The sequence below is a fragment of the Oribacterium sinus genome (genome assembly GCF_963553175.1).
Taxonomy (GTDB): Bacteria; Bacillota; Clostridia; order Lachnospirales; family Lachnospiraceae; genus Oribacterium; species Oribacterium sinus_B.
The window spans coordinates 21108-45939 of the sequence record NZ_CAUVME010000019.1 but is presented as its reverse complement, the minus strand read 5'-3'; the positions used below and the strand labels follow the sequence as shown (position 1 = coordinate 45939).

Genomic DNA, 24832 nt, shown 5'->3' with positions numbered 1-24832 from the left:
TCCTGAACTCCGGAGTTGTCCGTTGCGGTAATGGTATTAAAGCTCTGATCCACCATAATCACATTTCCCTCCGGCGAGATATGCCCATTGACAAGATAGCGCTTTACAGAAGGGGTGAAGCTCATCATCAGGTGTCCCGTGGCAAAATCCACCACATAGGCCTTTCGCTCCGTATCATTATTTCGAATCAGAAGAAGTAGATTTTCCTTTTCATTATACAGATTTACATCATCAAAGCTAACCGGCGTCTGGGTGAGCGCTTCATCCATGTCCAGACTCTTAAGGCCGGTCTTACTGCTCCAAGTAAAAGCTGTATTGTTCTGTATGCCCTTTAAGAGAATTTCGTCATCCTGATGCTTAAGATTCAGCACCTCCCCCGGAATGTCCTCTAGATGCTGCTTACTTTCCAAATCATACAGAGAGGCCGTTCCTGAAAATCGATTGACAAGAAGTATCTTATCGTCTTCGGAAACCAAGATATTCAGGGAAGAATCCGTAATTTCCGGGATAGTATCCAGCAAGCTTAAATCCTCAACGCTATAGATCTTTAATCCTTCCTTCTTATCCTGCAAATAGATTTTCTTTCCATCATCGGAAAAGCGAAGAGCCGGATAAGCAGAAGGGATTTCCACGGTTTTGGATTCCCGACTTTCCACATTGTAAAGCACCAGTCCGGGATTTCCGCTATCCATTTGCCCAACATAGGCATAGTATTTTCCGTCGTTGGACAGGACGTTTTGTTTTGTACCGGTCATCAAGCCGTAAATCACCGTGTTCTCATTGGTGATGGTTTTCCCGGTCTTCCCGTTATCCGTGGAGAGCAGGAAATCCGTCCCGTTAAAGAGAAGAAGCTTGGAGGAATCATTGGAGGATGCAATAATTCTGCCCTGCACCGGCTCCGAGGAAATTCTGGACTTGGTATCAATAATCTTAATGCTTTGGCCTTCATGGGAATTGGTCAAAATCTTGCTGCCATCCTTTAAGAAGTAGATTTCAGAAGGTGCTATCCCCCCCAGATACAGCCTGTCATCCGTAATCACCTTATCCTTCCAAATGGAGTAAATCCCTGCTTCTCCAAAGCCTGCAACCATGTTTTGTTCTGTATTATACGCAAAATATTTTAAATCCAATTCACCAAAAGATACTTCATCTACGGTGTCTCCGGTTTCTCCATTGAGAAGCAGAATCTTGCCATAGCTGTTTATAGCAATTTTTTCCCCATTCTCACTTTCCACTAAGGGCTTATTCAAGGTAGTTGCAGTGCTGATCTTCTCACTGAAGAGAACTTGATGATCCTCTAAAGAAATCTTTTGAAGCTCGTCATCCGTTAACAAAATGATAGACTTCCCGTCATTGGAATAAAAGGCAGATTTGTAAGGAAGCATAAAATTGGATCCATCGAAAGAAGTTCTTCCTATCCGTTCAATAGTAGAAATAACACTGCCATCCTTAAGGCTTCTCCTTGTCAGCTGATTTTCATCATTGTTGCCTAAAGTGATAAGCACCTCTGAACCATCGCTCTTAATATCCGCATATTTTACCGTTTCCTGGATGGAAAATGTACTAAGCTGTTGCCAGGTATTGGCATCAAAAACGTAAAAGTCCGCAGAAGTATTGGTAAAGCTTACATAGAAAAACTGTGAATTATCCCCGGAAAAACGCCCCAGCATAGGAACTCCCGGAATCTCCAGCTTGGCCTTCTCCTCTCCGGTCTCCACATCATAGACAATGAAGCTGTTATCAAAAGCAGCGGAAACCAAAAGCTTATCATCCTTGGAAAATGTTAAAAGCTTTACCTGTTGGCTATGTCCCGGCAATCTCTTGATAATTTCTCCATTTTCCACCTTGGCAATAGCAGTTTCATCATTTCCCAAACCGAAGGCCACCAGCTTTTCATCATTGCTGAGAGCCATAAAGGTCAACTTATTTTTTGTAGAAATGGAAGTCAAGGTAGAAGCACCGCTGTGATAAATCACATCATTGAAAATGCTCATCTTCTCAGATTGAAGCTGCGGATAAGCTTTCATGCCCTTTCCAATAGGCTTCATCGCTTCCTTCGCCACTAAAGCGGCCTTTAAGTAATCCCCTTCCTTGGCCATATCCTGGGAGCTTTTCATTAAAATACCGGCATTGGACTGCACCGCCTCCTGTCTGGCCTGCTCTGCCTTTTGGTAGGCATTAAACATAAAGATACCAAAGAGCAGGAAGATTGCGCCGGAAAGAGAGGATATGGTCAGAATAAGCCTATTCTTTCTCTCCTTATCCCTCTGCTTAAGGTCTCCAAAGGTACAACCTAAGATGGTTGCCATAATACGGTACTTTTCGGTTTTCAGCAAATGAAGGGCCTGCTTTGTCAGGTTTTGCAGCTTAGCGCTGTCCTTCTTCTGGACTTCCTCATAGCCGGGAAAATTCTTATGTAAAACTTCATCCGGACGGATGTCCGCCGCCAATACATCTGCAAGACTCTGATCCGCCCCTCTTTTTAATTGTTTCAAGGGTGCAGGAAAAGCTTCATCCGGCTCTCCTTCAATCAGCACCGGAATAATGCGCTCATCTCCGTGAAGCTGTCTGAAGGTACGAATTTCCTTCTCACACCACTCGGACAGGGGCGTTCTCTTGGAACAAAGCACAATCAGATAGCGACTTTCCGCCAAGGCCTCTTCAATGGAGCTGCTTAGGTCTCTTGCCGCCAGCTCCTCTCTATCTCGAAAAACACGGAAGGTCGTTTTCTTACCGTCCTTATAAAATTCCTTTGGAGGCTTAAAACTTTCAATCATCTGATGCAGCTGCTTCGCAATACTCTGATCCGGCTCCACATGACGGTAACTGATAAAGGCATCAAACTTATATTCCTTTTCCTTAAACTCCTTCGCCGCCTTCTCCATTTCCTCTGCATCATCATCTTTTCTGTAGTTTTGCAGCTTTTCTTCCTCAACGATTGGAGCATTTTGTTCCAATTCTTTTTCCATTCTTACCCCTCTTTTCTGTATGGTTTATTTAATGATTACTTTATAGCCCTTTTAGCTTTTCCTATTTTCGGAAGAGGCTAAAGACAGAGAGCAAATCATATTCCGGGTGGCAAATGTCAAACTTCTCCCCGATAACCTCTCCCCAATCCTCGATTAAGCAGGGATGAGTCTTTAGATTTTCATCCTTCTTCTCTCCATAGCGGAAGTTCATGGCATAGTAGCTGTTACACCACCTCTTATGCTCCAGTCTGGAAAGAAAATCCAATAATGGGTTTTCGGAAAGGTATCGTCTAATGTTTTGTTGAAACTCTTCCTTTCCCCCATCTCCCCCAAGCTTTTGGGCTTCCTGAAGCTTTTTAAACTCCTCCAGCTTTTCCGATAAATAGGCGGAAATCTCCTCTTCCGATTTTCCGGAAAGTACTCTACGAATAATCTCCTCTTTGATACCGGCGTGAGTGGCAGACTGTCTGGAGGAGTTCTTCTTTACATAAGACAATTCATTCCAAGCTGTTCCCTCTCCCATACCGGCTGCTCCCGAGGCCTTATTATAAGCCTCATTAAACTGCTTAGCCCGATTATCCAAAGTTTCCCGAATCAATATCTCTCCGGTCATAATCTCCGAAAGATCCCCAAAAACCTTGATCTGCTCCTTAGTTTTGGGAAGCACATGGGTCAAATCCACATTGGAAATATTCCGAAGAACCTTGGGAACCTGCCCGAAGTACCGATTCATCAGCTTAAGCGCCTTTAGGCTCTTCACCACATCCTCCTGCATCAGAAAAATAAGACTTGGACTTTCTTCCTTCCCCAGCCCCTTAAGATAATTTTGTAAATTCCTTTGCTCATGACCTAAGTCTATACATTCTATCTCCAGCGCTCTTAGTAATCCTTCCCTTTCCGGAGCGTTTAAATCCAAAAGCTCCTGCATTCTTTGGGAAGCATTTTCCTCTAAAATGCTGATTTTCGGATTTCTCGTTAAGGAAGTGGTGGCATCGTTGGCCAACTGCTTCAGTAACGGCAGAGTCAAATCATTTACGGAAAAAAGCAATACATGGAGAGGCTTGATGCTGTTCTCTATGGAATCCACTGTATGATGACTGTTCTCTGTGGAATCCGTCATATGATGACTGTCCTCTATGAAATCTGCTATTTGGCTATCCTCTGAAATCCCCTCCAGACTTTTTAAAATGCTATGCTTCACAGCGGGCTCAGCCAAAAGCATCCGTACGGTCAAATCCTTTTGGTTAAAATGCACCGTGTCTATCTTCTTGAGAAGCTCTTCCCCCTTTCTTTCCTCGGAAAGCAACTCTTCCATATAGCCCACCACCGTATTGGAACTACAGTTCGCATAGCAAGTAATGGGTCGTCTCGGTTTAATGCGTTTAATCACATTGGCATAGAGGGCATAATTTTCCAAATCATTGTCAGAGCAGAAAAAGATATACTTGGCATGATGAATATGCAAAGCTGAAAAAAGCTCCCTGACTTCATTTTCATCGCAATGCTCAAAATCAATCTGATAGGTGGCAATCCCCTTCTTCTCATATTTGTTTTTCAAACGGTCATCCAAAAAATTCTTGGTAATTAAAGAAATCTTATAGGGCGTACTTTCCTTCATCAGATTGCCAATCAAAGTCTCCCCCATCTCCGTGTTTTCAAAAATCAGTACATGATGCATACTGGTTCTGTTCAGAAGCATATTTTTCACATGGAGTAAAATGTTGGAAATCTGGGTAAAGATGAAGGCGGAAGTAAGAATCGGCGCCATCCACTTGGCAAACTCATAAAAAATGCTGGATTTTTCCTCCGCAGAAATGGGAGAAACGAATAAGAACAGCTTGATTGTGCCGTATAAAACCGCAGAAAGAAGCTGCAAAGGATCCGAAATCTTGGCACTGTAATAGGTATAAAGGGTTTGAAGTCCGAAAATCACGGTAATAACAAACAACGCCAGTACGATTTTCTTTTTATAGTAAGTGCTATTTTCCTGCATAGTTACATCCTTATAAAATAAAATTTGTTAGCTTTTTTTAAGGGTTATTATCGCAATTTTTACAAGAACTTGCAAGGAGTATTCCATAAAAGGGGTTGTAAAAAGAATATAAAAAAACATTTACGCAGTATAGCTTGGAATGCGAGGCACGCTTTCGCTAACCTCGCCCTTCATCGTAGTGAAGGACTATAATTTTATAAGATACGCTTTGATGCAGCATATCCCTGTAAGTGGGGCACGCTCTCGCTAACTTCGCCTCGTAGCGGATACGACTGCTGCCTCCGAGAAAATGAAATAATTATAAAGTCTATTCCCCTCCTCTTTCCTTTCATTATCTTCCTGCTATAATATATTTTACACAATTTAATTTTAAAATTTCTTATAAGATAGAAATGGAGGTCGTTATGAGTTTTAAAAATATTACAGTAGCAGGCGGTGGCGTTTTGGGTTCCCAAATTGCTTTTCAGACCGCATTTTCCGGATTTTCCGTAAAGATTTGGCTAAGAAGTGAGGACTCTATCCAGAGAACCAAGCCGAAGTTGGAAAGACTTTACACGATTTATAAGAATGAGCTGACAGAAGCAAAGAAGAACCTGGGAAAGGGACTGAGCTTCTCCAGAGGTTTGATTCCTGACTCTTCCTCTGTGACAGAGGCGGATATCGACAAGCTTTTGGAAAATGTAGAAAGAGCCCACAAAGAAATACAACTTACCACCGATCTTTCCGATGCCTGCAAAGACACAGATTTAATTATTGAAAGTATGGCGGAGAATCCTGAGGCAAAGAGAGAATTCTATAAGGCTATCGATCCTTTCCTTTCGGAAAAAACCATTGTTGCCACAAATTCTTCCAGCATGGTGCCCAGCCAGTTTAGAGACTGCCTCTCCAGACCGGAAAACTATCTGGCTATCCATTTTGCCAACAATATCTGGAAGAGCAATACCGCTGAAATCATGGGACATGACGGCACCTCCAAGGAGGCTTATGAGGCGGTAGCAAACTTCGCTTCAGAAATTAAAATGATTCCCCTTCGTTTACATAAGGAACAGCCCGGTTACATCCTTAACTCCATGCTGATTCCCTTCCTAAGCGCAGGAGAAATGCTTTTGGCTAAGGAAGTTGCAGACCCTGCCACCATTGACCTGACCTGGAGACTGGGTACCGGCTCTCCCCTTGGCCCTTTCCAGATTCTGGATATCGTGGGATTAAACACTGCCTTAAACATTGTATCCAACAATCCCCAGTCTCAGGATCCTGAAAGCATCCCCGGAAAGATTAAGGCTATCTTGGAAAAGTATGTTGCAGAAGGTAAAATCGGTGTAAATGCAGGGGAAGGATTTTATAAGTATAAATAATTTTTAATTTGAAGTTTGTTTTGCAAAATTTTGACTCAAAGCTTGTTTTTCAAACTTTTTTAAAGCTTATTTTTCAAATTCTTTTCTCTAAAAAAATATAGAAAATAGCTCCGCTTTGGGATATTTTTTCCCCAAAACGAAGCTATTTTTTCTTTATTATATTCTCTCAAGTTCATAAGCCTGATAGGAATCCACCTTGCCTCCGTCATACATGGACACCATGTAGTGACTTCCGTTTATATCGATAATCCGACCTTCTGTATTTCTATATCGTACTAAAACCGGATCTCCAATATAAAATTTCTCCGGTTTTTTTCCGGCAAAAAGCCTCGATAGCCGAAAGAGTTTCAGAAGACTATACAGTCCTAATATCTTAAAAAGCAAAACAACAGGAAATGCCACAATCCCAAAAAGTACAGGCAAAAGGGAAATGCCGAATCCTTCCGTACTATCATCGGAAGACAAGGTATTACGCTCATGGACTGATTTTTTCGTCAATGCATTTTTAAAAGTATTTTTTCCTTTTCCGGACTTTATCTTCTTATACTCCCCGTCCACTTCATAGAAACCGTTTTTTTCACAAAGTTCTCGGTGTACTCGAGGGCTCAGTACATCCTCCAGATACTCCATATCCTCTCCTGAAAATTGCAGTTTCGAAGCCAATGCAGCCCGATCTATAACCGACTTGGATGCCACGCCCTCTAATTCAAGAAGTTCCTCTGCATTAAGGGAAATCTTTCGATTTACCATGGAATGAAGAAGCATATCCAAGGTATCCTGATCCACAATCCCTTCAAAGCCCAAAATTTCATCCACAGTTATACTTTCTCCATGGTTTAAGGCATAGTCTATCATTTGACAAATCGTTTCCTTTGATACCAGGCCTTCAAAGCTCACAATATCCTCAAAGGGAAATTTGACTCCTAAGGACATGGCTTTTTTAATCAGTTTCGCATTTAATGCCTGATCCTTGATGAGTTCTGCAATATCAGAAATCTCCCAAGCTTCTCCAATCGTTTTCAAAGAAGATATTCTTTGGCTCAAAGTGGATTTGCTCCAGTTTTCAACCCTTTCATAAAAATCATCCCATTCCATAAACAGCTACCTTTTTTCGTTCAATACAGATATTTTCAAAACCAATCCTGTTTTACACCCAAGTCACGGCAAAGATTTCTTATTCCACTTTCAGCTCTATTCCCATTTCCAAGGCACGCTCCTGATAGACTTCGTTAATTTCCGACGTTACCACCAGACGCTTCTTGGCATATTTCCCCCCAAAGCGATGTGCCACCGTATCCAGTTCATAAAGGGCATGCAGGCACTGCTGGGGAGAAAGCTTTCCGCTCTTGCAGGAAATAAAACTGGGGATATAGCCCCGAAGAGACAGGACATCGATTTCATTTAACACATCAATTCCGGCAGGGCCTTCCAGCACTCCATCCCAATCCAGATGCACTCCTACTCGGCACTCATCACTATGCCCCTTTTCCTGTAAATAAGTATAGAGCTCCAAGATGCTACCTCCATCCCAAATATATCCCTTAATGGCCTTGTTTTTAAAGCGAAATTGGTATTTCCCCTCGGAATGTTTTAGGTCAAAAATCGCTCCTGCCCGAGACAAATCCTCCATGATTTGATAAAACTTATGGGCAGACTTTAGCTTATTGGAAGAATCCGCCAATGCCTTCAGTACCGTACTTTCCTTTCGATACACTCGGCCTTCTTCATCAGGACTCATGTTTTCTCTTAAAAATTCGGAAAAAGGATTCCAATGCTCCGAATGAAGCTTCATCACCTTCCAGATTTTTAAAATGTCTTCTCGGCTCTCTTTATTCGGAATCTCTTTAATTTCCTTTTGTAATTTATAGTTGATGATACCGCCATGCATTTCAATCAGCCTATCCAGCGTCATGGGAACAGGTCGTTTGGTCGCAATGCTACTGATGCCTTTATGTTGTTTATCATTTAGGAACTCAACATTTGGCTCATAAGCATTTACCTCATCATTCTGTTTATCTCTGTTGAAATACTCTTCCTTTGCCTCGTTGTAATGCAATGATTCCGCATTCAATTCCAAAAGCTTTCCTTTGAAAATGTCGTACATGTGCATAGGTGTTTCATATTCCCGGGACAGCATACCAAAGGCCACCAGCATCAGACTTTCTCCTCCGGTAATGTCGAAAAAGAGCTTGGCTTTTTTGCTAAGTTCCAGCTCGATTTCCTTTCGCATGGTTTCCAAAACCGACTGCAAATTGCTTCCCGACAAGGGCAGAAAGACAATGCTTTCCACAGCACAGTATTTTTTCAGAAAATTCTCCGTCTTTTCCTTCTGTGAAATAATGTCTTCATGATTTCCGAAAAACACCAGCCTATCCACCTGAAAATTCATTGCGGTAATGACATTTTCAATAGGCTCCCGGCTAAGAAATTCAAAAACAACTACCATGCTGTCGCTCCTTATGCTTATATTTCTATTCCATTATTTCTCTGGCCTTTGGAAGCCAATCTCCCCTTGCCTTATCCTCGGTATCCTCCCGTTCATCATAGGCATCATAGGGCGCCATGGGGTCATGAGGCTTTTGCTTCTTTAAGGAGTTACAAATCTGATCCTTATGCCGAAACGCAAATTCCAAATCATCTGTCCAGCCGGTATGTCCGCTAATGATTTTCGGAGAAATTCCTCTCTCCTTTATTATCTTTTCCAGCTTTACAAGGGACTTTTTCGCCAGCTCATTGTCCTCAGCTAAAGAATTTAAAAAGCTATAGCCTCCATCCGGTCCAAACCAAATGGTATCTCCCGTGAAAAGATAGGCATCATCAATGAGATACACCAGATGCCCGAAGGTATGCCCCGGCACCAGGATAGCCTCCACCTTGATATCATCAATATAAAAAACTTCCCCATCTTTTAAGAGCCTTTTCTCATTGTCCGTCTTCACCATAGGAAGCTTATAATGCCTAAAAAGGACTCTTCGACGAGCCTCTCCGGTCAAATATTTATTTTCCGTCTCTCCAAGGTAAAGCTTGGCATTCCGAAAAAGCCCTGCACTATCCCTTTCCACCGCACCCACATGATCCGTATCCAAATGGGTCAGCAGGATATGCTGAATGGAAGCGGGCTCCAGTTCCAGCCACTTCATCTTCTCCGCCAGACGCTCATAATTGTAGCCCGCATCAATCATGATGGTCTTGCCATTTTTCGTATAGAAAAAGACATTTGCCACCCATTCCCGGACTGCACTTACTTTTTCATCTATCCGTCCGGTGTTTAAGGGCTTAAAAATTTCCTTCCCCCGATAGGAAAATGACATCAATACCTTCTGAAATTTAGAAGCAAATTTTGACATAGGAAACCTCCTATAATGCTGACTTTTCCTCCAGTCCGCAATCTGTAACTTTGCAAAGGGCTCCGTCCCTAAGCAAAAAGACAACTCTGGCTTTGGCTTTATCTCCAATCTTGTCATACAGTCTTCCTGCACTCATGGACTCTCCCTTCACCGTATAAGGGCTGTTGGCCACATAGCCAATCTTTCCAAGGCCTTTTATCTTCACCAAAATAGCCTCGGAATCGAATTGATTCTCCGGTTCCTTCTCCAGCTTTAGCTTCATGCCCTCCTTCAAAAACTCTGTACCAAAGTAATGATTGCATCCCGTAATTGTAAAATACATCTCTTCCATGGCAAATACCATCCTTTCTATTTCAGCAATGAGTATTTATGCTTTGCTTACTCTAAAATGTATTTTACGCCGGATAGAGTCCGTTAAAACTGACTAGATGATGGTTTATACCTTTCATAGTTATCTTTTGCAATTTCTTTTGATTATTTTTTTATTGTACTCCCCTGCACCTAGCTAAGCAACCAAAACTCAATTTCGACTAACAAGTAAAAATAGCTCCTTCTATTCCTTTTCAAATAGAACTTAATTGACAAGTCCACTCTTTAAAAGTAGTATCAAGCCAAGAATATCTGAGTATAAGAAGCAGGCAATTAAAAGCCTAAAATAATAATTTGGGAGGTAAAAATGAAAATGACAAATCGCGAATATAAAAAACTCCTGAAGGAGAGGTATAAATCCTGGCAAGAAGAGAAAATTGACATACGTATCCTTTCAAAGGAGGAAGTCGATGAACTCAAAAAGAAAGGGATTATTAAAGAGGGGTAAATAATGGATTACGAAGATGAGCAAGTAACATTAACTGGCGGCGATTTAGATGGGCTCTTTTGGAAATTTGTTTCTCTGGCAGATTCTTATTTTCCTTCCAGCCTTAAATTCTTTAAAGAAATTGTATCCGCAGATATTATGGCTGAAGATGAAGGGGGATGGAGACCAAAAGAATATTCTATAGATGTTCCCTCTAAGGCCTTTGCTATGGTTCATAGTCCCTATCGATTGGAAAGCACAGGAATAGGACAGTTAACTCTTCACAATCCCCCAAGGCTTCTGGAAGTAAAGCTAACAAATGGAGATGTACACTACTTTCCCTTTTCCGGTTCTGACGAATTCGATACTAGATATGAACTGGAAAATGAATATACAGATCTTTTTGATGAGCAATATAAAGAAATCCATCTTTTACGAGAAGCTGCAGAAGTCATGAAACTACTGGATTTTTTAGAAGAAGCTATTATGGACTTGGATGTAGACGATGATTCCAACTTCTCCTTGAACGAAGACCTGCAACGTAGATTTCCTACATTCAACCTCTTAGATTTTTTCACCGGTAATACAAATGATGTGCCTGCTTCCTTTGATCCAGCAGACGATGAACTTCCTGAATTTTTAGAAGATGACGAGACTCGGCTCCAATCTTTTCTCGATGCCATGAAATGGCTCGGAAAACGAAATCGAGAAGTTTATGAAGCCAGAAAACAGGAATTTTATCGCTATATTGAAGAAAAGGGAATAAGCGATTTTTAAGCTTCCATTTTCGATTCAGCGAATACACTTGACGGACATACGAGAAAGAAGATTTTTGTCGGTTATATCGAACAAAAATCTTCTTTCTTGATATTTTAACAGCTAAATTGTTTATATTGGGTAATTCTATATTCCATATTCTGCTTCTAAGTTTCGCTTAAGTTCCTTTTCGAATTCCAGTACTTTCTGCATTGCTCGATCTAGCCTTGCAAAAAAGACCTCCTGATTAAGATCTTCCGGTACATATATCCTATCCGTTTTATATGCCAACCACCATATCCAATCTGCTTTCGCCTGATGATTAGGCGTAAACTTATTAATCTGGTTTAGACGAATCCTTTGCTCCTTTGTGATATTTCTAGAGTTAAAGCTAATCTGTATAGTCACAAAGCTTCCACTGCGATTAACAATCTCATAAAAATAGTGATTATCTGTATTCCATCCGCTTGGCGAATTAGGAATATCCGGCAAAATCTTGGACATAGTGTCTGTTGTAAATCTTGTACATGTGCGATTACATTTCTCCGGGTGTCCCACCAGATAAGGATTATGCTTCATCCATTTTTTCAAAAGTTCCGCAATGAGTATCATGCGTTCTTCTGCACTTTCATTTTTTTCTTTTATTGACGTCCTATACTTCGCATCTTTCATGGATGAATTGAAATTAATTAACAATTTTTTGCTATCCCCATTTTGAAAAACAGAAGAAAGTATTCCTCTAGACTTCTTTTCTTCTGTATCTTGTTCTTCCTTTCATGTCGGGATTTTTAATCCCATTTCTCTAGGCAAGTCCTTAATTTCCCAAATCTCTCTAACCATTTGCTCTAGCTCTCTACTCCTATTATATATATTTCTCTCATCCCAACTGCCGTAAGCAATCACATCTTTAGTTAATCTAAGATCTGCCAAATCTTTAAGACCTTTTTTCCCTGCATTTCCATGTATCTTATCAAAAAATGCGCCATTACTCACTGCTGTATTTAGCTTGGCATTAAGGAGTGTCATATTACCAATTTCGCATATAGCACGATCTCTTATACGCTGGATTTCATTTTCATCAAAAATTTGATTACCTGAACTATCATATACCGGAACATTAGACCAATTTTTCTTCCATTTTTTCGGCATAATATGCTCCAAGGTATATTCATATTTCAACTGCTTAACGTCCACATTAAGTCTTTTTCTTTGAAACAACTCTATCCAGAAAAGTAATAAGGTAGGAAGCTTATTTTGTGCCATATATCTGAAGCCATTCACAAAGTTTTCCTCTGTGATATCCGCACAACTGTACATTACCTCTTCCGGGCTCTTTTTTCCATTAACAATCTGAAGACACTCTAAATTATAATGCTTTGTATTTCCTTTGCAAATTGCATTTAAAAGTATATATTTTTCGACAGAAAAAAAGCTGTATTGAAGCTCCTGCTCAAAAATAGTCCCTTTCTTATAGGCATATAGTTGTTTCAGAAAATAAGGGTAAAATGTTGAAACATCAAGTACATTACATATGTTTAAGGTTCTGTTAATATAGTCATCCAAATGCAAGAATGTATTTTCAAAGGTAAAGTATTCTTTAAATACTTCTGCGTAATCATGCATTTCTACGAGAAATTGACCTATTTCTTCCAATGACATATTTTCAATTTTCTTTCTATATGTTTGCGCTAAATCTGAAATATTGTTTTCCGACGGATGGAAAAATCCTCCTACCACTGCAAAAGCATGAAGAAATGTTTCAATAATACTTCTCTTCATACGCCCGGACTGTCTCTGCTCATCCCAGTAGGCATTGGTATCCTCATCGGCCAAAAAAGCATCCTCCCAAGTCTCTTTATAAAGAGCTATTGCCTTTTCATCCACATTATTTGAATCAAAAGCACGAAGAAGTTCCACATATTTTTGATACAGAAGATTCTTAATGGTATCTGCACTGGATAATCTTACTCCGGCTGAATTTACACTATCGAAGATAGCTTGTTCATTGTCATTGCTATCCAAATCAATGTTGACCAAAAATTTAATCTTATCAACCGTCAACAGTTCCCATAGATACTCTATTGTATCCTGAGTAAGTTGGTTCAATTCTTTTCTAAAATAAATATATGCTTTAATAATGGAACTAACACTATCTTGATTAGACTTCGTCAGATAATTTTCCCATTTATCATTTTCATCAAAATCGCCATGAATAATGCTTTCAAAAGACTTCCGATCAATGTTGGAATGCTTGATTTTAACCTCTAAGTTACGCTTAATTCCCCCCTCTGCTACAAATAACAGAATCTCCATAGAATACTTGCAATTTTTAATTACATCTTCATCATATCCATATTCTTTAACATGCTTAACAATATGATCAAAGCATGCACGTAATAAGATACTTAAAGTTGTTAATCTTTGTTGTCCATCAATAACCGAAAATCTGGAAATACTTCCGGAAGATACCAGCTCATTTTTTAAAATAAGTGATCCTAAAAAATGGTTCTGATTTTTACTAGTTAAATTCGATAATAATTCATCCCAATTCTCTTCATTCCAAACATAAGCTCTTTGAAAAAAGGGAATATCGTAATAGCTTGGTGATGCCAAGAAATAAAATGATTTATCTTCTGCCTTCATGCTCTATATCTCCTCTTTATCTTTTAAACAATAACTATACGTATTATACATTATTTTAACAATTAATTCTTATGATTTTGAATAAATTATGCTATATAAAGTAACTGACTATTTCTTTGTACTTTCAAGTTCTATCTTCAAACCAAACAACTTAAAAAGGTGCTACAGTCTAAGCCATGGCACCTTTTTACATTCTATTTCATATTCGTAGATCTAGCTGCTTAACTCGTAGCAAAAATCTCCTTTGCCTCATCCTTTAATTTATTAATGCACTCCTCTACGGAAATATCTCTTGCTTGAATCAATTCTGACCATGCAGATTTAACCGCACTTGTCCACTCAGAGGTGTGAATAGACATAGAGGGTGCAGAAGCATCCTTTACCTGCTCATAAGATAACTTATAACCTGCATTTTCATCTTTGGCCCAGAACTCTTTCATTTCTTCAGTTTCCACTGCGGAATATGTTACAGGCAGCACGCCGGTTTCGATATGATTTGCAACAACCTGCTTATCCTCCATTAAGAACTTTACGAATTCCCAGGCTGCAGCAATCTCATCCTCACTATGTCCTTTTGCAATGATGCCTACTGAACCGCCCCCCAAGGGTGCAGCATATCCGCCATAGCCTACAGAGGCTCCCATTCCCAGAGGGAACCCTGCCTCTTCTGCCTTTTTGCTAATAGATGTTGCTCTATTGGAGCTGGAAACAAAAGCTGCCAGTTTTTGGTTATAAAATGCTTCTTGCATTACAGAGCTGGCCTTCTCTAACGCAGGAATCGCACACCAGCCCTCCTCTGTCCAGCTATACCAGTCCTTTAAGAGCTTCTCCATGGAGCCATCCTCTAAACAACTTGCACTATTTCCGTCCTTGTCAATAAAACCTACTCCATTGATAGAATGTAACAAATAGTGCTGATAATATGTTGGCTCAATAGTGTAACCTATGCCTTGAATCTCCCCGTTGGATTTCTTGTAAATCTCCTTAGCATACTGATTCAGTTCTTCCAAAGATCCGGGAGCATGATCTAATCCTGCCTCTTTAAACAAATTTTGGTTATAATACAGAATTGCAGTACCTCGGGTATAGGGCATGGAAACAATTTGATCATCATAGTAGACATAATCCTGTAATTCCTTCACTACATTATTCATATCAAATTTGTCTCTCTCGATATAGGGCTTCATATCTGCAAGAACACCCTCAGAGGCAAATATTGGAATTCCGTTACAAGAAAGGTCTGCTAAAACCGGAGCTTCTCCCGCAGCAATAGCAGTAGTGACCGCAGCTTGTACATCATCCAAATATCCCTTCGCAACTTCTTCTACAACAATTCCTTTTCCGTTACTCTGATTAAACTCTTCCACCTGTTTTTTCAAAAATTGGCTGTCAGTATCGGAGCTTCTGTCATGCCAAAAAGTAATTTTTATGGGCTGTCCGGTACTTTCCTTACTTTCCACTACCTGTTTTGTTTCTTGCTGCTTTGCTTCTGTACTTGCCATGCCTTCCTTCTGTCCCCCTGTAGAACAGGCTACAAGCATCATAGCAAGTCCGCCTACAGCTGCAATTTTGAAAATGTTTTTTCTCATACTTTTTTTCTCCTTTATTTTTCTTCCTGATATCCAAAGGATAAAAGGATTTGTTTACTAAGTAATAAAAATAGAATTAATACCGGTAAGGTTAAAATACTGTTTGCGGCCATAAGAGTTGGCCACTCTACTCCTTGGTTTGCATCCTGTAAGCGTTGCATAGCAAGAGTCAGAGGCATATTACTTTCTTTATTGGTCATTACAAAGGGCCAGAAATAAGAATTCCAAGTACTGATAAAGCTAATCAATATAGCAGACAAAATACTTGCCTTTGCATGAGGAATCGCAATATAGGTGAGTATCTCTTTTTCCCCTGCTCCATCTAAATATGCCGACTCCATCAGTTCCTTGGGCAGTTGTAAAAAAGACTGTCGAATCAAAAAGATTCCATAAGCATTTGCAACAAAAGGTAAAATCTGTGGTAAAAGGGTTCCCAATATTTTCATCTTCGCAAAAAGGATATAGACAGGAATAAACGTAATCTGCAAAGGAATCATGAGAGATAGCATTACAATTCCCCACAGCAATTTTTTCCCTTTAAAGGAATATCTTGCAAAGCCATAGGCTGCAGGAACACTCACAAAGGCTTGTAAAAGAACCACAGAAATCGAAACCAAAATCGAGTTTTTTCCAAAATGCAAAAAATCTATTTTTTGAAATACTTCCGCAAAGGCTGAAAGCTCTACTTTCCCCGGAATCAAAGAAGGAGGGAACAAAATAGACTCCTTATAGCTTTTAAAGGCTGTACTGAACATCCAATACAAAGGAAAGGAAAAGAAAGCAAACATAAAGACTTTAAACAAGATATCCCACACTTTACGCATAGCATTCGCTATGCGTGCAATTGAAAATTGAATCTTTTCTTTTTTCCTTATCAATATCCTCATTAACAACAGTCCATCCTTTTCAAGTCTTTTTATTGATAAAAAATCTGCTTTGACATTAATCGTGAATAGCTAAAGGTTAGAAAAATGGTGATGCCTAAAAGAATCGTTGCAGAAGCTGATGCCAGGCCTATCTTTGCATTCATTTCAAAGGCCTGCCTATAAATATACGTCACCAAAACATCAGAAGAATTTCCGGGTCCTCCATTTGTCATAACCTTTACTAAGTCAAAGGTTTTATAAGCATTTGCCGTAATAGTAATCACAAGAAAGAATAATTGGGGTGAAATCATAGGAAAAATAATCTTCCAAAAAATCAAAAAGTTGTTGTTACTTTCCAAAGATGCCGCTTCTAAAATATTTTTGGGTATAGCCTTAATCGCATAGAGTACAATCAATAAGTAATATCCAAGGCTTTTCCATACCGCTACTACAGCCACACAAAAAATAGCCATTTCCGAACTGTTGAGCCATTTACTTTTCGCTAAATGGCATAAGCCGAGAAGATAGTTTAGAATTCCCCTATCCATATCAAACATCCAAGACCAAATATAAGCACAGGACACCGTAGATATTAGGTAAGGAAAGAAAATACTTTTCTGCACAAGTCGATTAAGAAAGCTATCCTTTCGTAGCCACATAGCCAATAAAACCGCTAAGAAAATGGACAGAAGTAAAACCGTTAAAGCAAAGACCATGGTATTTCTCATGGCCTGTAAAAAATCCGTCTTAGAAAATAATAAAACGGAATAATTTTTCCAACCAACAAACTTCTTTTTTCCAATCAGATTATAGTCAAAAAAACTCAGATAAATAAGGTTTAAAATAGGATAAAGGGTAAATACAAAAAGTAGGAAAATGGACGGCATCACAAATAAATAGGCTAAGTTATTCTTCCTACTTCTCCCACCTCCCATTCTTTTTCCTCCTTCCGCATTGCTGTATCACTATTATCTCATTGTTTTTTTCACTGCCTTATTTTCAAAGGACTCTAGCTTTCTATTCTTGCTACTCATAAGCCTTTTGAATTTTGCACGACTTAATATCAGCATCATTGCGATATCATTTCGCTCTCATTTACGTTGAAATCGTTTTTGAATATAGTCTGCTACTGCATTTTCCACATTACTTCCTATAATTTCTGAAGCTTCTTCTTTTAAGGCACTACAGGAATTTGCTACCGCAATTCCTTCATCACATTGTCGAAACATAGAAAGGTCATTTTCTCCATTTCCAAAGGCTATCCACTTCTCAAAAGAATAAAGCTTTTGTAAACGTTGGATACCATATTGCTTTGAAACCACATTACTGAAAATCTCGATATACCATCTATTCTCTAAATATCGATCCTTGTAGGCATCTATAGATAATTTCTTATCTTCTTGAAGAAAAGACGCACATTCATCAAATCTTGATGGTTCATCAAAGGAAAGTAAGGCATATAAAGCAGAACGTCTATTAATCTCTTCTTTTGAACTAAGAATTTCTAAAGAAAAATTATTTTTCTGCTGAAAGTAGGAATAGTCCACAAGAGAATTCCAATACTCCTTATCCTCTTGGAAATACTGCATCTCTATGTTGTTTCCCTCTTTCCCTACGATTAAGAAATGAGGACAATAGTTGTTAACCGCTTCAATAATCCTAGCCACTGAGTCTTTCGGAAGGACTGTACTATGTACTATTTTTTCCTTTTCGGGATGATAAAGTAGGCTTCCATTCAGTAAGACCAGAGGATACCGTAGCACTAATCCGTCCAGGATAGGCAATGCTGAAAATGGACTTCTTGCAGAAGCCACAGTGAAGCATACCCCCTGCTCCATGAGTGTATTGAGAAGGACTTTTGAATATTCCGGTAAATTAGCTTTCGGATCCAACAAAGTATCGTCCAAATCAGAAATATAGATTTCTCTCATATCCCCCCAATTTTCTCAAACTCCACCTTTATAAATAGTCACAAAACACAACAAAGCCTATATAACTAAAAGTTCATGATTCTAACGTATTTGCATAAATCCCACTTAAATCTAAGTTCCTACTTTATTTATAATATCATAAGTTCTTAAGCTTTTATTATTCTGTTTTACCATACAAGTGCTCATTTATAGGAATTACCTTTAAGCATTTTCTCGACATACAGCACATAATTCTCCGTTTACATCGTCATAACCCCCTGTGGATAAGCAAACAAAAAACTTCTCCGTGTCACCCACAAAGAAGTTTTTCAAATTTTCATATTTTTTCCGAAGACACTATACTTCTACCCTTATCTCTCCCGCCAGCTTCCCATTCTCAATCAAGGACTTAAGCTGTAATCTTCCGGCTACTCCATCGGACATCCGATCTATTACTTCATTGGCTGCCGGGTGAAAATACTCTCTTCTTTCCTGAGCCTTCAGTCCAGCTTCCAAAGCCTGCTGCAGAATAGCTCTGTCTTCGATTCGTTCCTCTTCTTTGATATCCTGTAAAATCAGAGTGTGCGGTTTTACTACAACTTCTTTCTTTAATATTCCGGAAAGAGGTATTTTCTTTCCTGCAAACATAAAGCCTGAGCAATAATCATGACGCACGCCAAGAATCTTTACTTGATGCTCCAGGAGCCATTCTATGGAGCTTTGAATGTCTACCACATCCTTCGGTGAGGTGGATATCAGGATGGTATTACTTTCTACAAGAGCAGGCAGATCCGCACAAAGAGTCTCTCCATGAATATAGGAACTTATTCCTCCCATGCCGGCTGTTACGGCTACAGGCACCCCCAGCATTTCTGCAACAGCCATGGTACCGGAAGCTGTCAAGCATCCGCTTACCTTCTGTTCTATTGCCTTCGCTAAAATCTCTCTATCAATTCTCTTGATTTCTTTTGCTCTTCTACGAAGGGGGAAGTACTCTTCCATTGTCCCGTGACAAATCTTCCCCTCCTCCAACCAGACCAGCTTTTTATCCTGCCACGGCCAAAGGGCTAGGATCTCATCCTCTCCCATGGAAACCAAGCCATGGGTCAACAAAGCGGTTTCTATAAAAAACTCAGCCATAAGTCCTCCTACGCTATCCAAGCTCCTCCACTTCCTTAGCTGTAGGAATAGAACTTTGTGCTCCACTTCTGGAAACCACAATGGAGGCAAGCTTTTGCGCATACCCTATCGCTTCTTTCAAGGATTTATTCTCCACAAGTTTTAGTGCCATTCCGGCCACAAAGCTATCCCCCGCTGCAGTGGTATCCACAACCATTGTCTTTCTGGCAGGAAGTCTGGAAGAATGCTCTCCATCTTCAATCAAAACACCCTTTTCTCCCATGCTCACGACAAGAGTTCCTTTGTATAGTTTTCTAAGCTCTTTAACCATGTCCTCCACTTTAGTAGAAGCATCCATTCCTGTTAAAATAGCTAATTCCGTTTCATTAGGTTTTAAAATATCTACATAGGAGAATAATTCTGCAGGAAGACCTGCTTGTGCAGGAGCCGGATCCAAAATCACTAATTTCCCCCGTTGTTTTGCTTCTTTTGCCGCAAAGCAAACAGTTTCTATCGGAATTTCCAATTGTAAAATAAGCATCTCCGATTCTTGAATCTCGGATAGATTTTTCTCAATATAGGGAATGTCTACTTGTTTATTTGCTCCGGGGATTACTACAATGCTGTTATCTCCTTCTTCATTAACACAAATCCAAGCAGTTCCCGTTGATGCATCCGACAATTCTATCTTGGAAGTATCCACTGCCACTACTGAAAGATTTTGGAGCATGCTTTTTCCGGCTTCATCGGTTCCGACTTTTCCAAGCATACAGACATCTCCCCCCAGTTTTCCTATGGCATAGGCCTGGTTTGCACCTTTCCCTCCCGGAACAAATCGCAGATCATCTTTTGCCAAAATGGTTTCTCCCCGTTTTACCATGTGAGGCACATGAACAACGTGATCCATATTTAAACTTCCAATGACTACTATTTTACTCATATTTCTTCCCCGATTTACACTTTAAAAAACAGAAAGAAGTCTGTTTACCGCCTGTTTACCGTCTACCTCTAGGCAAAATAAAATTTCACTTCCTTGAATTTCGGAACAGAATCTTTCATCAATCTTAATCATGCCTCTAGTATCGGAATTCGTAGTATCCACTCTTGCACTGAAAAGTTTATAAGTACCTAAGGAAGGACAATCTGCCAGTACCATGGCAAGGGGATCATGAACTACGCTTTCATCCATCATTCCCATTGTTTCATGATGGAAGCGGAAATACAGCTTCAATGATTCTTGCAAATACCGGACAATGGGTAGGTTCTCTTCTTTACAGTACTTACTAAGTTTTTCCAAATCTTGTCCATGCAAGTACGTCTTTGTAGTCACGTCCAGCCCTACCACCATCATATGAAAGCCTGCTTGGAAAACAATATCAGATGCCTCCGCATCTCCGCCGATATTTGCTTCCGCGTAGGGACTGATATTTCCGGGGGCTTTAACACATCCTCCCATTACTACTACATTTTTTAATTTTTGAGGCAGCTTAGGATCCAATTCTAAAGCTTTCGCAAGATTGGTTAATCTCCCCAAGGTAACTAAGGTCAGTTCTCCCGACATTTCCCCTGACTTTCGAACAATCATTTCCCAAGCACTTTCCTTAGATAAAACCTGATTAGACTTTGGAAGTTCCACATCTCCAATCCCGTTTTTTCCATGAATATGAATTGGATAGTCTTCCTTTTTGCCTAAAAGAGTCTCTTCTGCACCTATTGCCACCGGTATTTCGTATCCCGGATTTGCCAGTTGAATCAGTCTTAAGACATTTTCCGCAGCCTGCAAGGCACCGGTATTTCCAAATCCTGTAGTAATCCCTTCAATATGCAGACTCTTGCTCTTTAATGCATAAAGTATTGCTAAGGAATCATCTATTCCGGTATCACAATCAATCAGTATTTTTTTCATTTATTCTACTCCCCCTTACTTTTCACCATATATTTTTTTATGGAATACAATGTTAAAAACAGAATTGTTGCGGCATAGGGAAGCATCTGGATAAATTCCGCCGGTATTCTAAGCATTTGTAAAATGTTGGATAAACCGTCAAAGAAAGAAAATAATAGCGAAGAAACCAACACCCCTACCGGCGTAGACTGCCCCATAGCATTTGCCGCAAGAGCAATAAAGCCACGTCCCGCAACCATATCTCTGGTAAACATAGGCAAATACCCCATGGAAAGATACATCCCCCCAAATCCTGCCATAATTCCGCACAAGAGAATAGCAAGAAGACGAATGCGAACCACGTTAATTCCCACACTTTCTGCCGCCTTTGGAGTCTCTCCCACAGCTCGAATACGAAGTCCAATTGGTGTGCGATAGAAAAAGAGATGTATTAAAAACACCATTAGAAGCCCCATATACGTGAGAATATTGTGTCCGGATAGAATTCTCCCCAATACAGGAATATTTTCTACTATGGGAATATTTAATGTCGGAAATTGGAAGCTATTCAAAGAGGAGCTGGAACCCTTTTCTCCTGTTAAAAGCTGTAAAACAAATACGGTGAGGCCTGCCGCAATAGTGTTAATGGCAGTACCGCAAAGAACCGAATTTGCTTTTAAAACCAGATGAAAGTATGCAAATAGTACACTTACCACAACCGCAGATAAAACACCCGCTGCAATTCCCCAAAACAATCCGCCACCAAAAGCACTTCCGATGACTCCGAACAGTGCTGCAATCAGCATGATTCCTTCCAGTCCCAGATTAACTACTCCACTTTTTTCACAAATACTTGCCCCTAAAGCAGCCCACAAAATCGGAGTAGCTACTCTAATCCACATAAAAAGGAAATCTATCGTGAATTTAAAGCTAAACATTTGCAGCCTCCTTCTTCATTTGCTCTTCTTTTTTGGTCGCTTCCACAATCATTTTTTGCTTCCATTTACCAAATAAAGCTTCTGCAGCAATCATGAAAATGATGATTCCTTGAATCAGTTGTACTACCTCGCTGCTGACATCGCTGCTTCTTGCCATAATACTTGCACCAACGTTTAAATAACCAATAAAAAGTGCTGCAAAAGGAACCAGCAAAGGATTATTTTTTGCAAGCAAGGCTACCGCAATACCTGTCCAGCCATATCCAGGAGAAGCTGTCCATTTAAAGCGGGTATACATTCCTAAAAGCTCTGCACCTCCGCCAACTCCCGCTAAAACTCCCGCAACAATCTGTGCCATCAACATTACAGAGGGTGCTTTAATACCGGAATAATTAGCAAAAATTTTATTGTCTCCGGTAATCCGAAGCTTCATTCCGAAAGTTGTTTTATACAAAAGAATGTAAACAAAAATACAGGACAGAAGTGCCAGAAAAACACCGAAGTGAATTCTTGTTCCCGTAATCAGCACTGCCAGTCTTACGGTCTTTAGCATAGGAATAGACTGCAAGGAAGAACTGCTCATATCCCTTAAGTAATAGCTGATACAATACAACACAAAGAATTGAATGATATTATTCAGCATCAGAGAAGTTACCACTTCCGATACATTCCACTTCATTTTTAAAACCGCAGGAAAAAATGCTGCAAGTGCCCCAAAAATTCCGGCCACTACCAAAGCAACGAATGGATGCAAGCCTACAGGAAGAGACAATCCGCAAGCAACCAGCAGTGCTCCTAAGGTGCCGAAAAAGAAAGCTCCCTCTGTAATCATGGAGAAAAGTCCTGCTCCAAAAATCATCAGTACCGCTAAAGCAGTAAACATAAGAGGACATGCCGCCTCCACAATATTTCCTATTCTTCTTGCTGAAGTGAAGGGACCCACAAAAAAGCTGAAAAAAGCATTCATAGGATCGGAGCTTGTGGCAAACACGACGATAACCACCAAACCGCAGGCCACCAAAATCGTCACCAAAAGTTTCGTCAGATCCACTATAATATTTATTTTTTTACTACTATCCATGAACAGCCTCCCGAATTTCCGTTTCCGATTGTTTTTGAATTCCCAGCATATATGCTCCCAAATCCTTTTCCGAAATCGAAGAAGTATCTGAAAAATATGCTGCAATCTTTCCTTCGTGAAGTACAATTAGGCTATCAGAAAGCCCCAAAATTTCATTTAAATCCGAACTGATTAAAAGTACGCAACTTCCATTGTCTCTCATTCCAATCAGACGTTTTCTGATAAATTCCGTTGCCCCTACATCCACACCTCTGGTGGGCTGGTTAGCAATAATGATTTTGGGTGATGAAGAAAGTTCCCTGGCCAATACAACCTTTTGAATATTTCCACCGGAAAGGGAGTCAATCCGTACATCGGGATTTTTGCAAAAAATCTGATACTCTCTTGTGATTTCTTCTCCATATTTCTTGAGCTCTTTTTCTTTCAGAATACCGCGCTTAGAAAACCTTGGCAGATTCATTTTATCGGAAAGTGCATTCTCTAAAATCGATAAAGAATGAGCCATACCGGTTATCATTCTATCTTCCGGAATATGCGCAACAGATAGCTTTCTAATTTCCTGAACAGATGCCTTCTGAATGTCTTTTCCTTGAACTTTAATAGAACCCTCTTGGTATTTCAGTAGTCCGGTTAAAGCCTCTACTAATTCCCTCTGTCCATTTCCTTCCACGCCTGCAATGCCCAAGATTTCTCCTTCTCTTAAGTCAAAGGACAGCTTATCCAGTATTGCCTTCTTAGAGTCTGCATAGAAACTAAGGTTTTGCACCGATAGCAGAATATTTCCGGGCTTTGCCGGTTCTTTCTCTGTAGTAAGAAGCACCTCACGACCTACCATCAGATTGGAAATTTCCTGTTCTGTTACATCCGAAACATGGAAAACGCCCATGAAACGACCCTGCCTGATGATTGAAATTCTGTCACAAAGTTCTTTTACTTCATTTAGCTTATGAGATATGAATATGATGGTATATCCTGCCTTCTTTAAGGTTTTTAGTTGTACGAACAGCTCTTCAGTTTCCTGAGGAGTTAACACAGCTGTCGGTTCATCAAAAATCAAAAGTTTCGCACCTCGATACAAAATCTTTAATATTTCCACCTTCTGTTTTTGCCCTACCGTAAGGTCTCGAATTTTTGCTTTAGGATTTATCAACAAGTTATACTTTTGACTTAATTCTTCTACCCTTCGACAAGCTGATTCCATATCGATAAAGCCTCGTTTGCAAGGCTCCATTCCCAAAATAATATTTTCTGTAACTGTCAGAGAGGGGACCAACATAAAGTGTTGATGCACCATTCCGATTCCCAGATCAATCGCCACCTCTGAGGAAGAAATGACCTTTTCTTCCCCATGAATGAAAATTTTTCCGGAACTTGGCTGCTCTTCTCCGAAGATAATTTTCATTAATGTGGACTTTCCTGCTCCATTTTCACCGGATAGAGCATGAATTTCTCCCTCCAGAACCGAAAAGTTTATACCTTTATTAGCCATTACACCATTAGGATAGATTTTTTCGATATTCTCTAATCGCAGTATTTCTCCTTTTCCCTTGATATCCTGCTCCATCTCAACCTCACTTTTATCATG

At 39.9% G+C, this 24832-nt stretch carries 21 protein-coding genes; 3 read left to right on the top strand and 18 right to left on the bottom strand.

What is annotated here, in order from left to right; translation table 11 throughout:
* Both RYO92_RS06810 and RYO92_RS06805 read right to left on the bottom strand, forming a co-directional pair.
* Window positions 1-2969: toll/interleukin-1 receptor domain-containing protein (locus tag RYO92_RS06810; protein WP_315369894.1), on the bottom strand; the 2969-nt coding region annotated here is incomplete at its 3' end.
* A 61-nt stretch (window positions 2970-3030) separates the two neighbouring features.
* Window positions 3031-4962, bottom strand: coding sequence for a hypothetical protein (locus RYO92_RS06805; protein WP_315369893.1), 1932 nt, complete (start codon window positions 4960-4962; stop codon window positions 3031-3033).
* 404 nt (window positions 4963-5366) lie between these two features.
* Between RYO92_RS06805 and RYO92_RS06800 the strand changes: the two genes are divergently transcribed.
* Window positions 5367-6317, top strand: coding sequence for a 3-hydroxyacyl-CoA dehydrogenase (locus RYO92_RS06800; RefSeq protein WP_315369892.1), 951 nt, complete (start codon window positions 5367-5369; stop codon window positions 6315-6317).
* A gap of 156 nt (window positions 6318-6473) precedes the next feature.
* Here RYO92_RS06800 and RYO92_RS06795 read toward each other — a convergent pair whose 3' ends face one another.
* The 4 genes from RYO92_RS06795 to RYO92_RS06780 all read right to left on the bottom strand — a co-directional run bounded on the left by RYO92_RS06795 (window position 6474) and on the right by RYO92_RS06780 (window position 9995).
* Window positions 6474-7412 (bottom strand): hypothetical protein, encoded by a 939-nt coding sequence (locus RYO92_RS06795; RefSeq protein ID WP_315369891.1) that lies wholly within the window; start codon window positions 7410-7412, stop codon window positions 6474-6476.
* Between the two features lie 79 nt (window positions 7413-7491).
* Window positions 7492-8763: a hypothetical protein gene (locus tag RYO92_RS06790; RefSeq protein ID WP_315369890.1), complete on the bottom strand. Its 1272-nt coding sequence runs from the start codon at window positions 8761-8763 to the stop codon at window positions 7492-7494.
* A gap of 25 nt (window positions 8764-8788) precedes the next feature.
* Window positions 8789-9664, bottom strand: coding sequence for an MBL fold metallo-hydrolase (locus tag RYO92_RS06785; protein WP_315369889.1), 876 nt, complete (start codon window positions 9662-9664; stop codon window positions 8789-8791).
* Between the two features lie 10 nt (window positions 9665-9674).
* A complete protein-coding gene (locus tag RYO92_RS06780; RefSeq protein WP_315369888.1) occupies window positions 9675-9995 on the bottom strand; it encodes an HIRAN domain-containing protein in 321 nt (106 codons plus the stop codon).
* A gap of 345 nt (window positions 9996-10340) precedes the next feature.
* Between RYO92_RS06780 and RYO92_RS06775 the strand changes: the two genes are divergently transcribed.
* Together RYO92_RS06775 and RYO92_RS06770 are read left to right on the top strand one after the other, a co-directional pair.
* The gene (locus RYO92_RS06775) at window positions 10341-10481 is read left to right on the top strand and encodes a hypothetical protein (RefSeq protein ID WP_315369887.1); all 141 of its coding nucleotides are present in this window, start codon (window positions 10341-10343) and stop codon (window positions 10479-10481) included.
* A gap of 3 nt (window positions 10482-10484) precedes the next feature.
* The gene (locus tag RYO92_RS06770) at window positions 10485-11237 is read left to right on the top strand and encodes a hypothetical protein (protein WP_315369886.1); all 753 of its coding nucleotides are present in this window, start codon (window positions 10485-10487) and stop codon (window positions 11235-11237) included.
* Window positions 11238-11363: 126 nt separating this feature from the next.
* On the opposite strand, the gene RYO92_RS06765 is transcribed toward RYO92_RS06770, so the two are convergent.
* The 12 genes from RYO92_RS06765 to RYO92_RS06710 all read right to left on the bottom strand — a co-directional run bounded on the left by RYO92_RS06765 (window position 11364) and on the right by RYO92_RS06710 (window position 24811).
* Window positions 11364-11912, bottom strand: a complete 549-nt coding sequence (locus RYO92_RS06765) for a hypothetical protein (RefSeq protein ID WP_315369885.1) — start codon at window positions 11910-11912, stop codon at window positions 11364-11366.
* 78 nt (window positions 11913-11990) lie between these two features.
* Window positions 11991-13859 carry a DUF262 domain-containing protein gene (locus tag RYO92_RS06760; protein ID WP_315369884.1) on the bottom strand — a complete coding sequence of 623 codons (1869 nt, stop codon included), beginning with the start codon at window positions 13857-13859 and terminating at the stop codon, window positions 11991-11993.
* A 221-nt stretch (window positions 13860-14080) separates the two neighbouring features.
* On the bottom strand, window positions 14081-15448 hold the full coding sequence (locus tag RYO92_RS06755) for an extracellular solute-binding protein (protein WP_315369883.1): 1368 nt from the start codon (window positions 15446-15448) through the stop codon (window positions 14081-14083).
* Between the two features lie 14 nt (window positions 15449-15462).
* Window positions 15463-16272, bottom strand: coding sequence for a carbohydrate ABC transporter permease (locus RYO92_RS06750; protein WP_315369882.1), 810 nt, complete (start codon window positions 16270-16272; stop codon window positions 15463-15465).
* 92 nt (window positions 16273-16364) lie between these two features.
* Window positions 16365-17249 (bottom strand): carbohydrate ABC transporter permease, encoded by an 885-nt coding sequence (locus tag RYO92_RS06745; RefSeq protein ID WP_315369881.1) that lies wholly within the window; start codon window positions 17247-17249, stop codon window positions 16365-16367.
* Between the two features lie 156 nt (window positions 17250-17405).
* Entirely contained in the window at window positions 17406-18245 is an 840-nt protein-coding gene (locus RYO92_RS06740; protein WP_315369880.1) for an HAD family hydrolase, read from the bottom strand.
* 336 nt (window positions 18246-18581) lie between these two features.
* Window positions 18582-19364, bottom strand: coding sequence for a pseudouridine-5'-phosphate glycosidase (locus RYO92_RS06735; RefSeq protein ID WP_315369879.1), 783 nt, complete (start codon window positions 19362-19364; stop codon window positions 18582-18584).
* A gap of 13 nt (window positions 19365-19377) precedes the next feature.
* Window positions 19378-20283: a ribokinase gene (gene rbsK / locus RYO92_RS06730; RefSeq protein ID WP_315369878.1), complete on the bottom strand. Its 906-nt coding sequence runs from the start codon at window positions 20281-20283 to the stop codon at window positions 19378-19380.
* A gap of 21 nt (window positions 20284-20304) precedes the next feature.
* Window positions 20305-21249, bottom strand: a complete 945-nt coding sequence (locus RYO92_RS06725; RefSeq protein WP_315369877.1) for a nucleoside hydrolase — start codon at window positions 21247-21249, stop codon at window positions 20305-20307.
* A gap of 5 nt (window positions 21250-21254) precedes the next feature.
* On the bottom strand, window positions 21255-22166 hold the full coding sequence (locus RYO92_RS06720) for an ABC transporter permease (RefSeq protein ID WP_315369876.1): 912 nt from the start codon (window positions 22164-22166) through the stop codon (window positions 21255-21257).
* Entirely contained in the window at window positions 22159-23247 is a 1089-nt protein-coding gene (locus RYO92_RS06715; RefSeq protein ID WP_315369875.1) for an ABC transporter permease, read from the bottom strand. The genes RYO92_RS06720 and RYO92_RS06715 overlap by 8 nt, the downstream gene beginning before the upstream one ends.
* Window positions 23240-24811: an ABC transporter ATP-binding protein gene (locus tag RYO92_RS06710; RefSeq protein ID WP_315369874.1), complete on the bottom strand. Its 1572-nt coding sequence runs from the start codon at window positions 24809-24811 to the stop codon at window positions 23240-23242. Before RYO92_RS06710 ends, RYO92_RS06715 begins: the two co-directional genes overlap by 8 nt.
* Between the last annotated feature and the right edge of the window lie 21 nt (window positions 24812-24832).

Bases quoted from the DNA above. Each gene is read 5' to 3' on its own strand.
- RYO92_RS06805 (WP_315369893.1), bottom strand. From the start codon at position 4,962: ATGCAGGAAAATAGCACTTACTATAAAAAGAAAATCGTACTGGCGTTG.
- RYO92_RS06800 (WP_315369892.1), top strand. From the start codon at position 5,367: ATGAGTTTTAAAAATATTACAGTAGCAGGCGGTGGCGTTTTGGGTTCC.
- RYO92_RS06795 (WP_315369891.1), bottom strand. From the start codon at position 7,412: ATGGAATGGGATGATTTTTATGAAAGGGTTGAAAACTGGAGCAAATCC.
- RYO92_RS06790 (WP_315369890.1), bottom strand. From the start codon at position 8,763: ATGGTAGTTGTTTTTGAATTTCTTAGCCGGGAGCCTATTGAAAATGTC.
- RYO92_RS06785 (WP_315369889.1), bottom strand. From the start codon at position 9,664: ATGTCAAAATTTGCTTCTAAATTTCAGAAGGTATTGATGTCATTTTCC.
- RYO92_RS06780 (WP_315369888.1), bottom strand. From the start codon at position 9,995: ATGGAAGAGATGTATTTTACAATTACGGGATGCAATCATTACTTTGGT.
- RYO92_RS06775 (WP_315369887.1), top strand. From the start codon at position 10,341: ATGAAAATGACAAATCGCGAATATAAAAAACTCCTGAAGGAGAGGTAT.
- RYO92_RS06770 (WP_315369886.1), top strand. From the start codon at position 10,485: ATGGATTACGAAGATGAGCAAGTAACATTAACTGGCGGCGATTTAGAT.
- RYO92_RS06760 (WP_315369884.1), bottom strand. From the start codon at position 13,859: ATGAAGGCAGAAGATAAATCATTTTATTTCTTGGCATCACCAAGCTAT.
- RYO92_RS06755 (WP_315369883.1), bottom strand. From the start codon at position 15,448: ATGAGAAAAAACATTTTCAAAATTGCAGCTGTAGGCGGACTTGCTATG.
- RYO92_RS06750 (WP_315369882.1), bottom strand. From the start codon at position 16,272: ATGCGTAAAGTGTGGGATATCTTGTTTAAAGTCTTTATGTTTGCTTTC.
- RYO92_RS06745 (WP_315369881.1), bottom strand. From the start codon at position 17,249: ATGGGAGGTGGGAGAAGTAGGAAGAATAACTTAGCCTATTTATTTGTG.
- RYO92_RS06740 (WP_315369880.1), bottom strand. From the start codon at position 18,245: ATGAGAGAAATCTATATTTCTGATTTGGACGATACTTTGTTGGATCCG.
- RYO92_RS06735 (WP_315369879.1), bottom strand. From the start codon at position 19,364: ATGGCTGAGTTTTTTATAGAAACCGCTTTGTTGACCCATGGCTTGGTT.
- rbsK (WP_315369878.1), bottom strand. From the start codon at position 20,283: ATGAGTAAAATAGTAGTCATTGGAAGTTTAAATATGGATCACGTTGTT.
- RYO92_RS06725 (WP_315369877.1), bottom strand. From the start codon at position 21,249: ATGAAAAAAATACTGATTGATTGTGATACCGGAATAGATGATTCCTTA.
- RYO92_RS06720 (WP_315369876.1), bottom strand. From the start codon at position 22,166: ATGTTTAGCTTTAAATTCACGATAGATTTCCTTTTTATGTGGATTAGA.
- RYO92_RS06715 (WP_315369875.1), bottom strand. From the start codon at position 23,247: ATGGATAGTAGTAAAAAAATAAATATTATAGTGGATCTGACGAAACTT.
- RYO92_RS06710 (WP_315369874.1), bottom strand. From the start codon at position 24,811: ATGGAGCAGGATATCAAGGGAAAAGGAGAAATACTGCGATTAGAGAAT.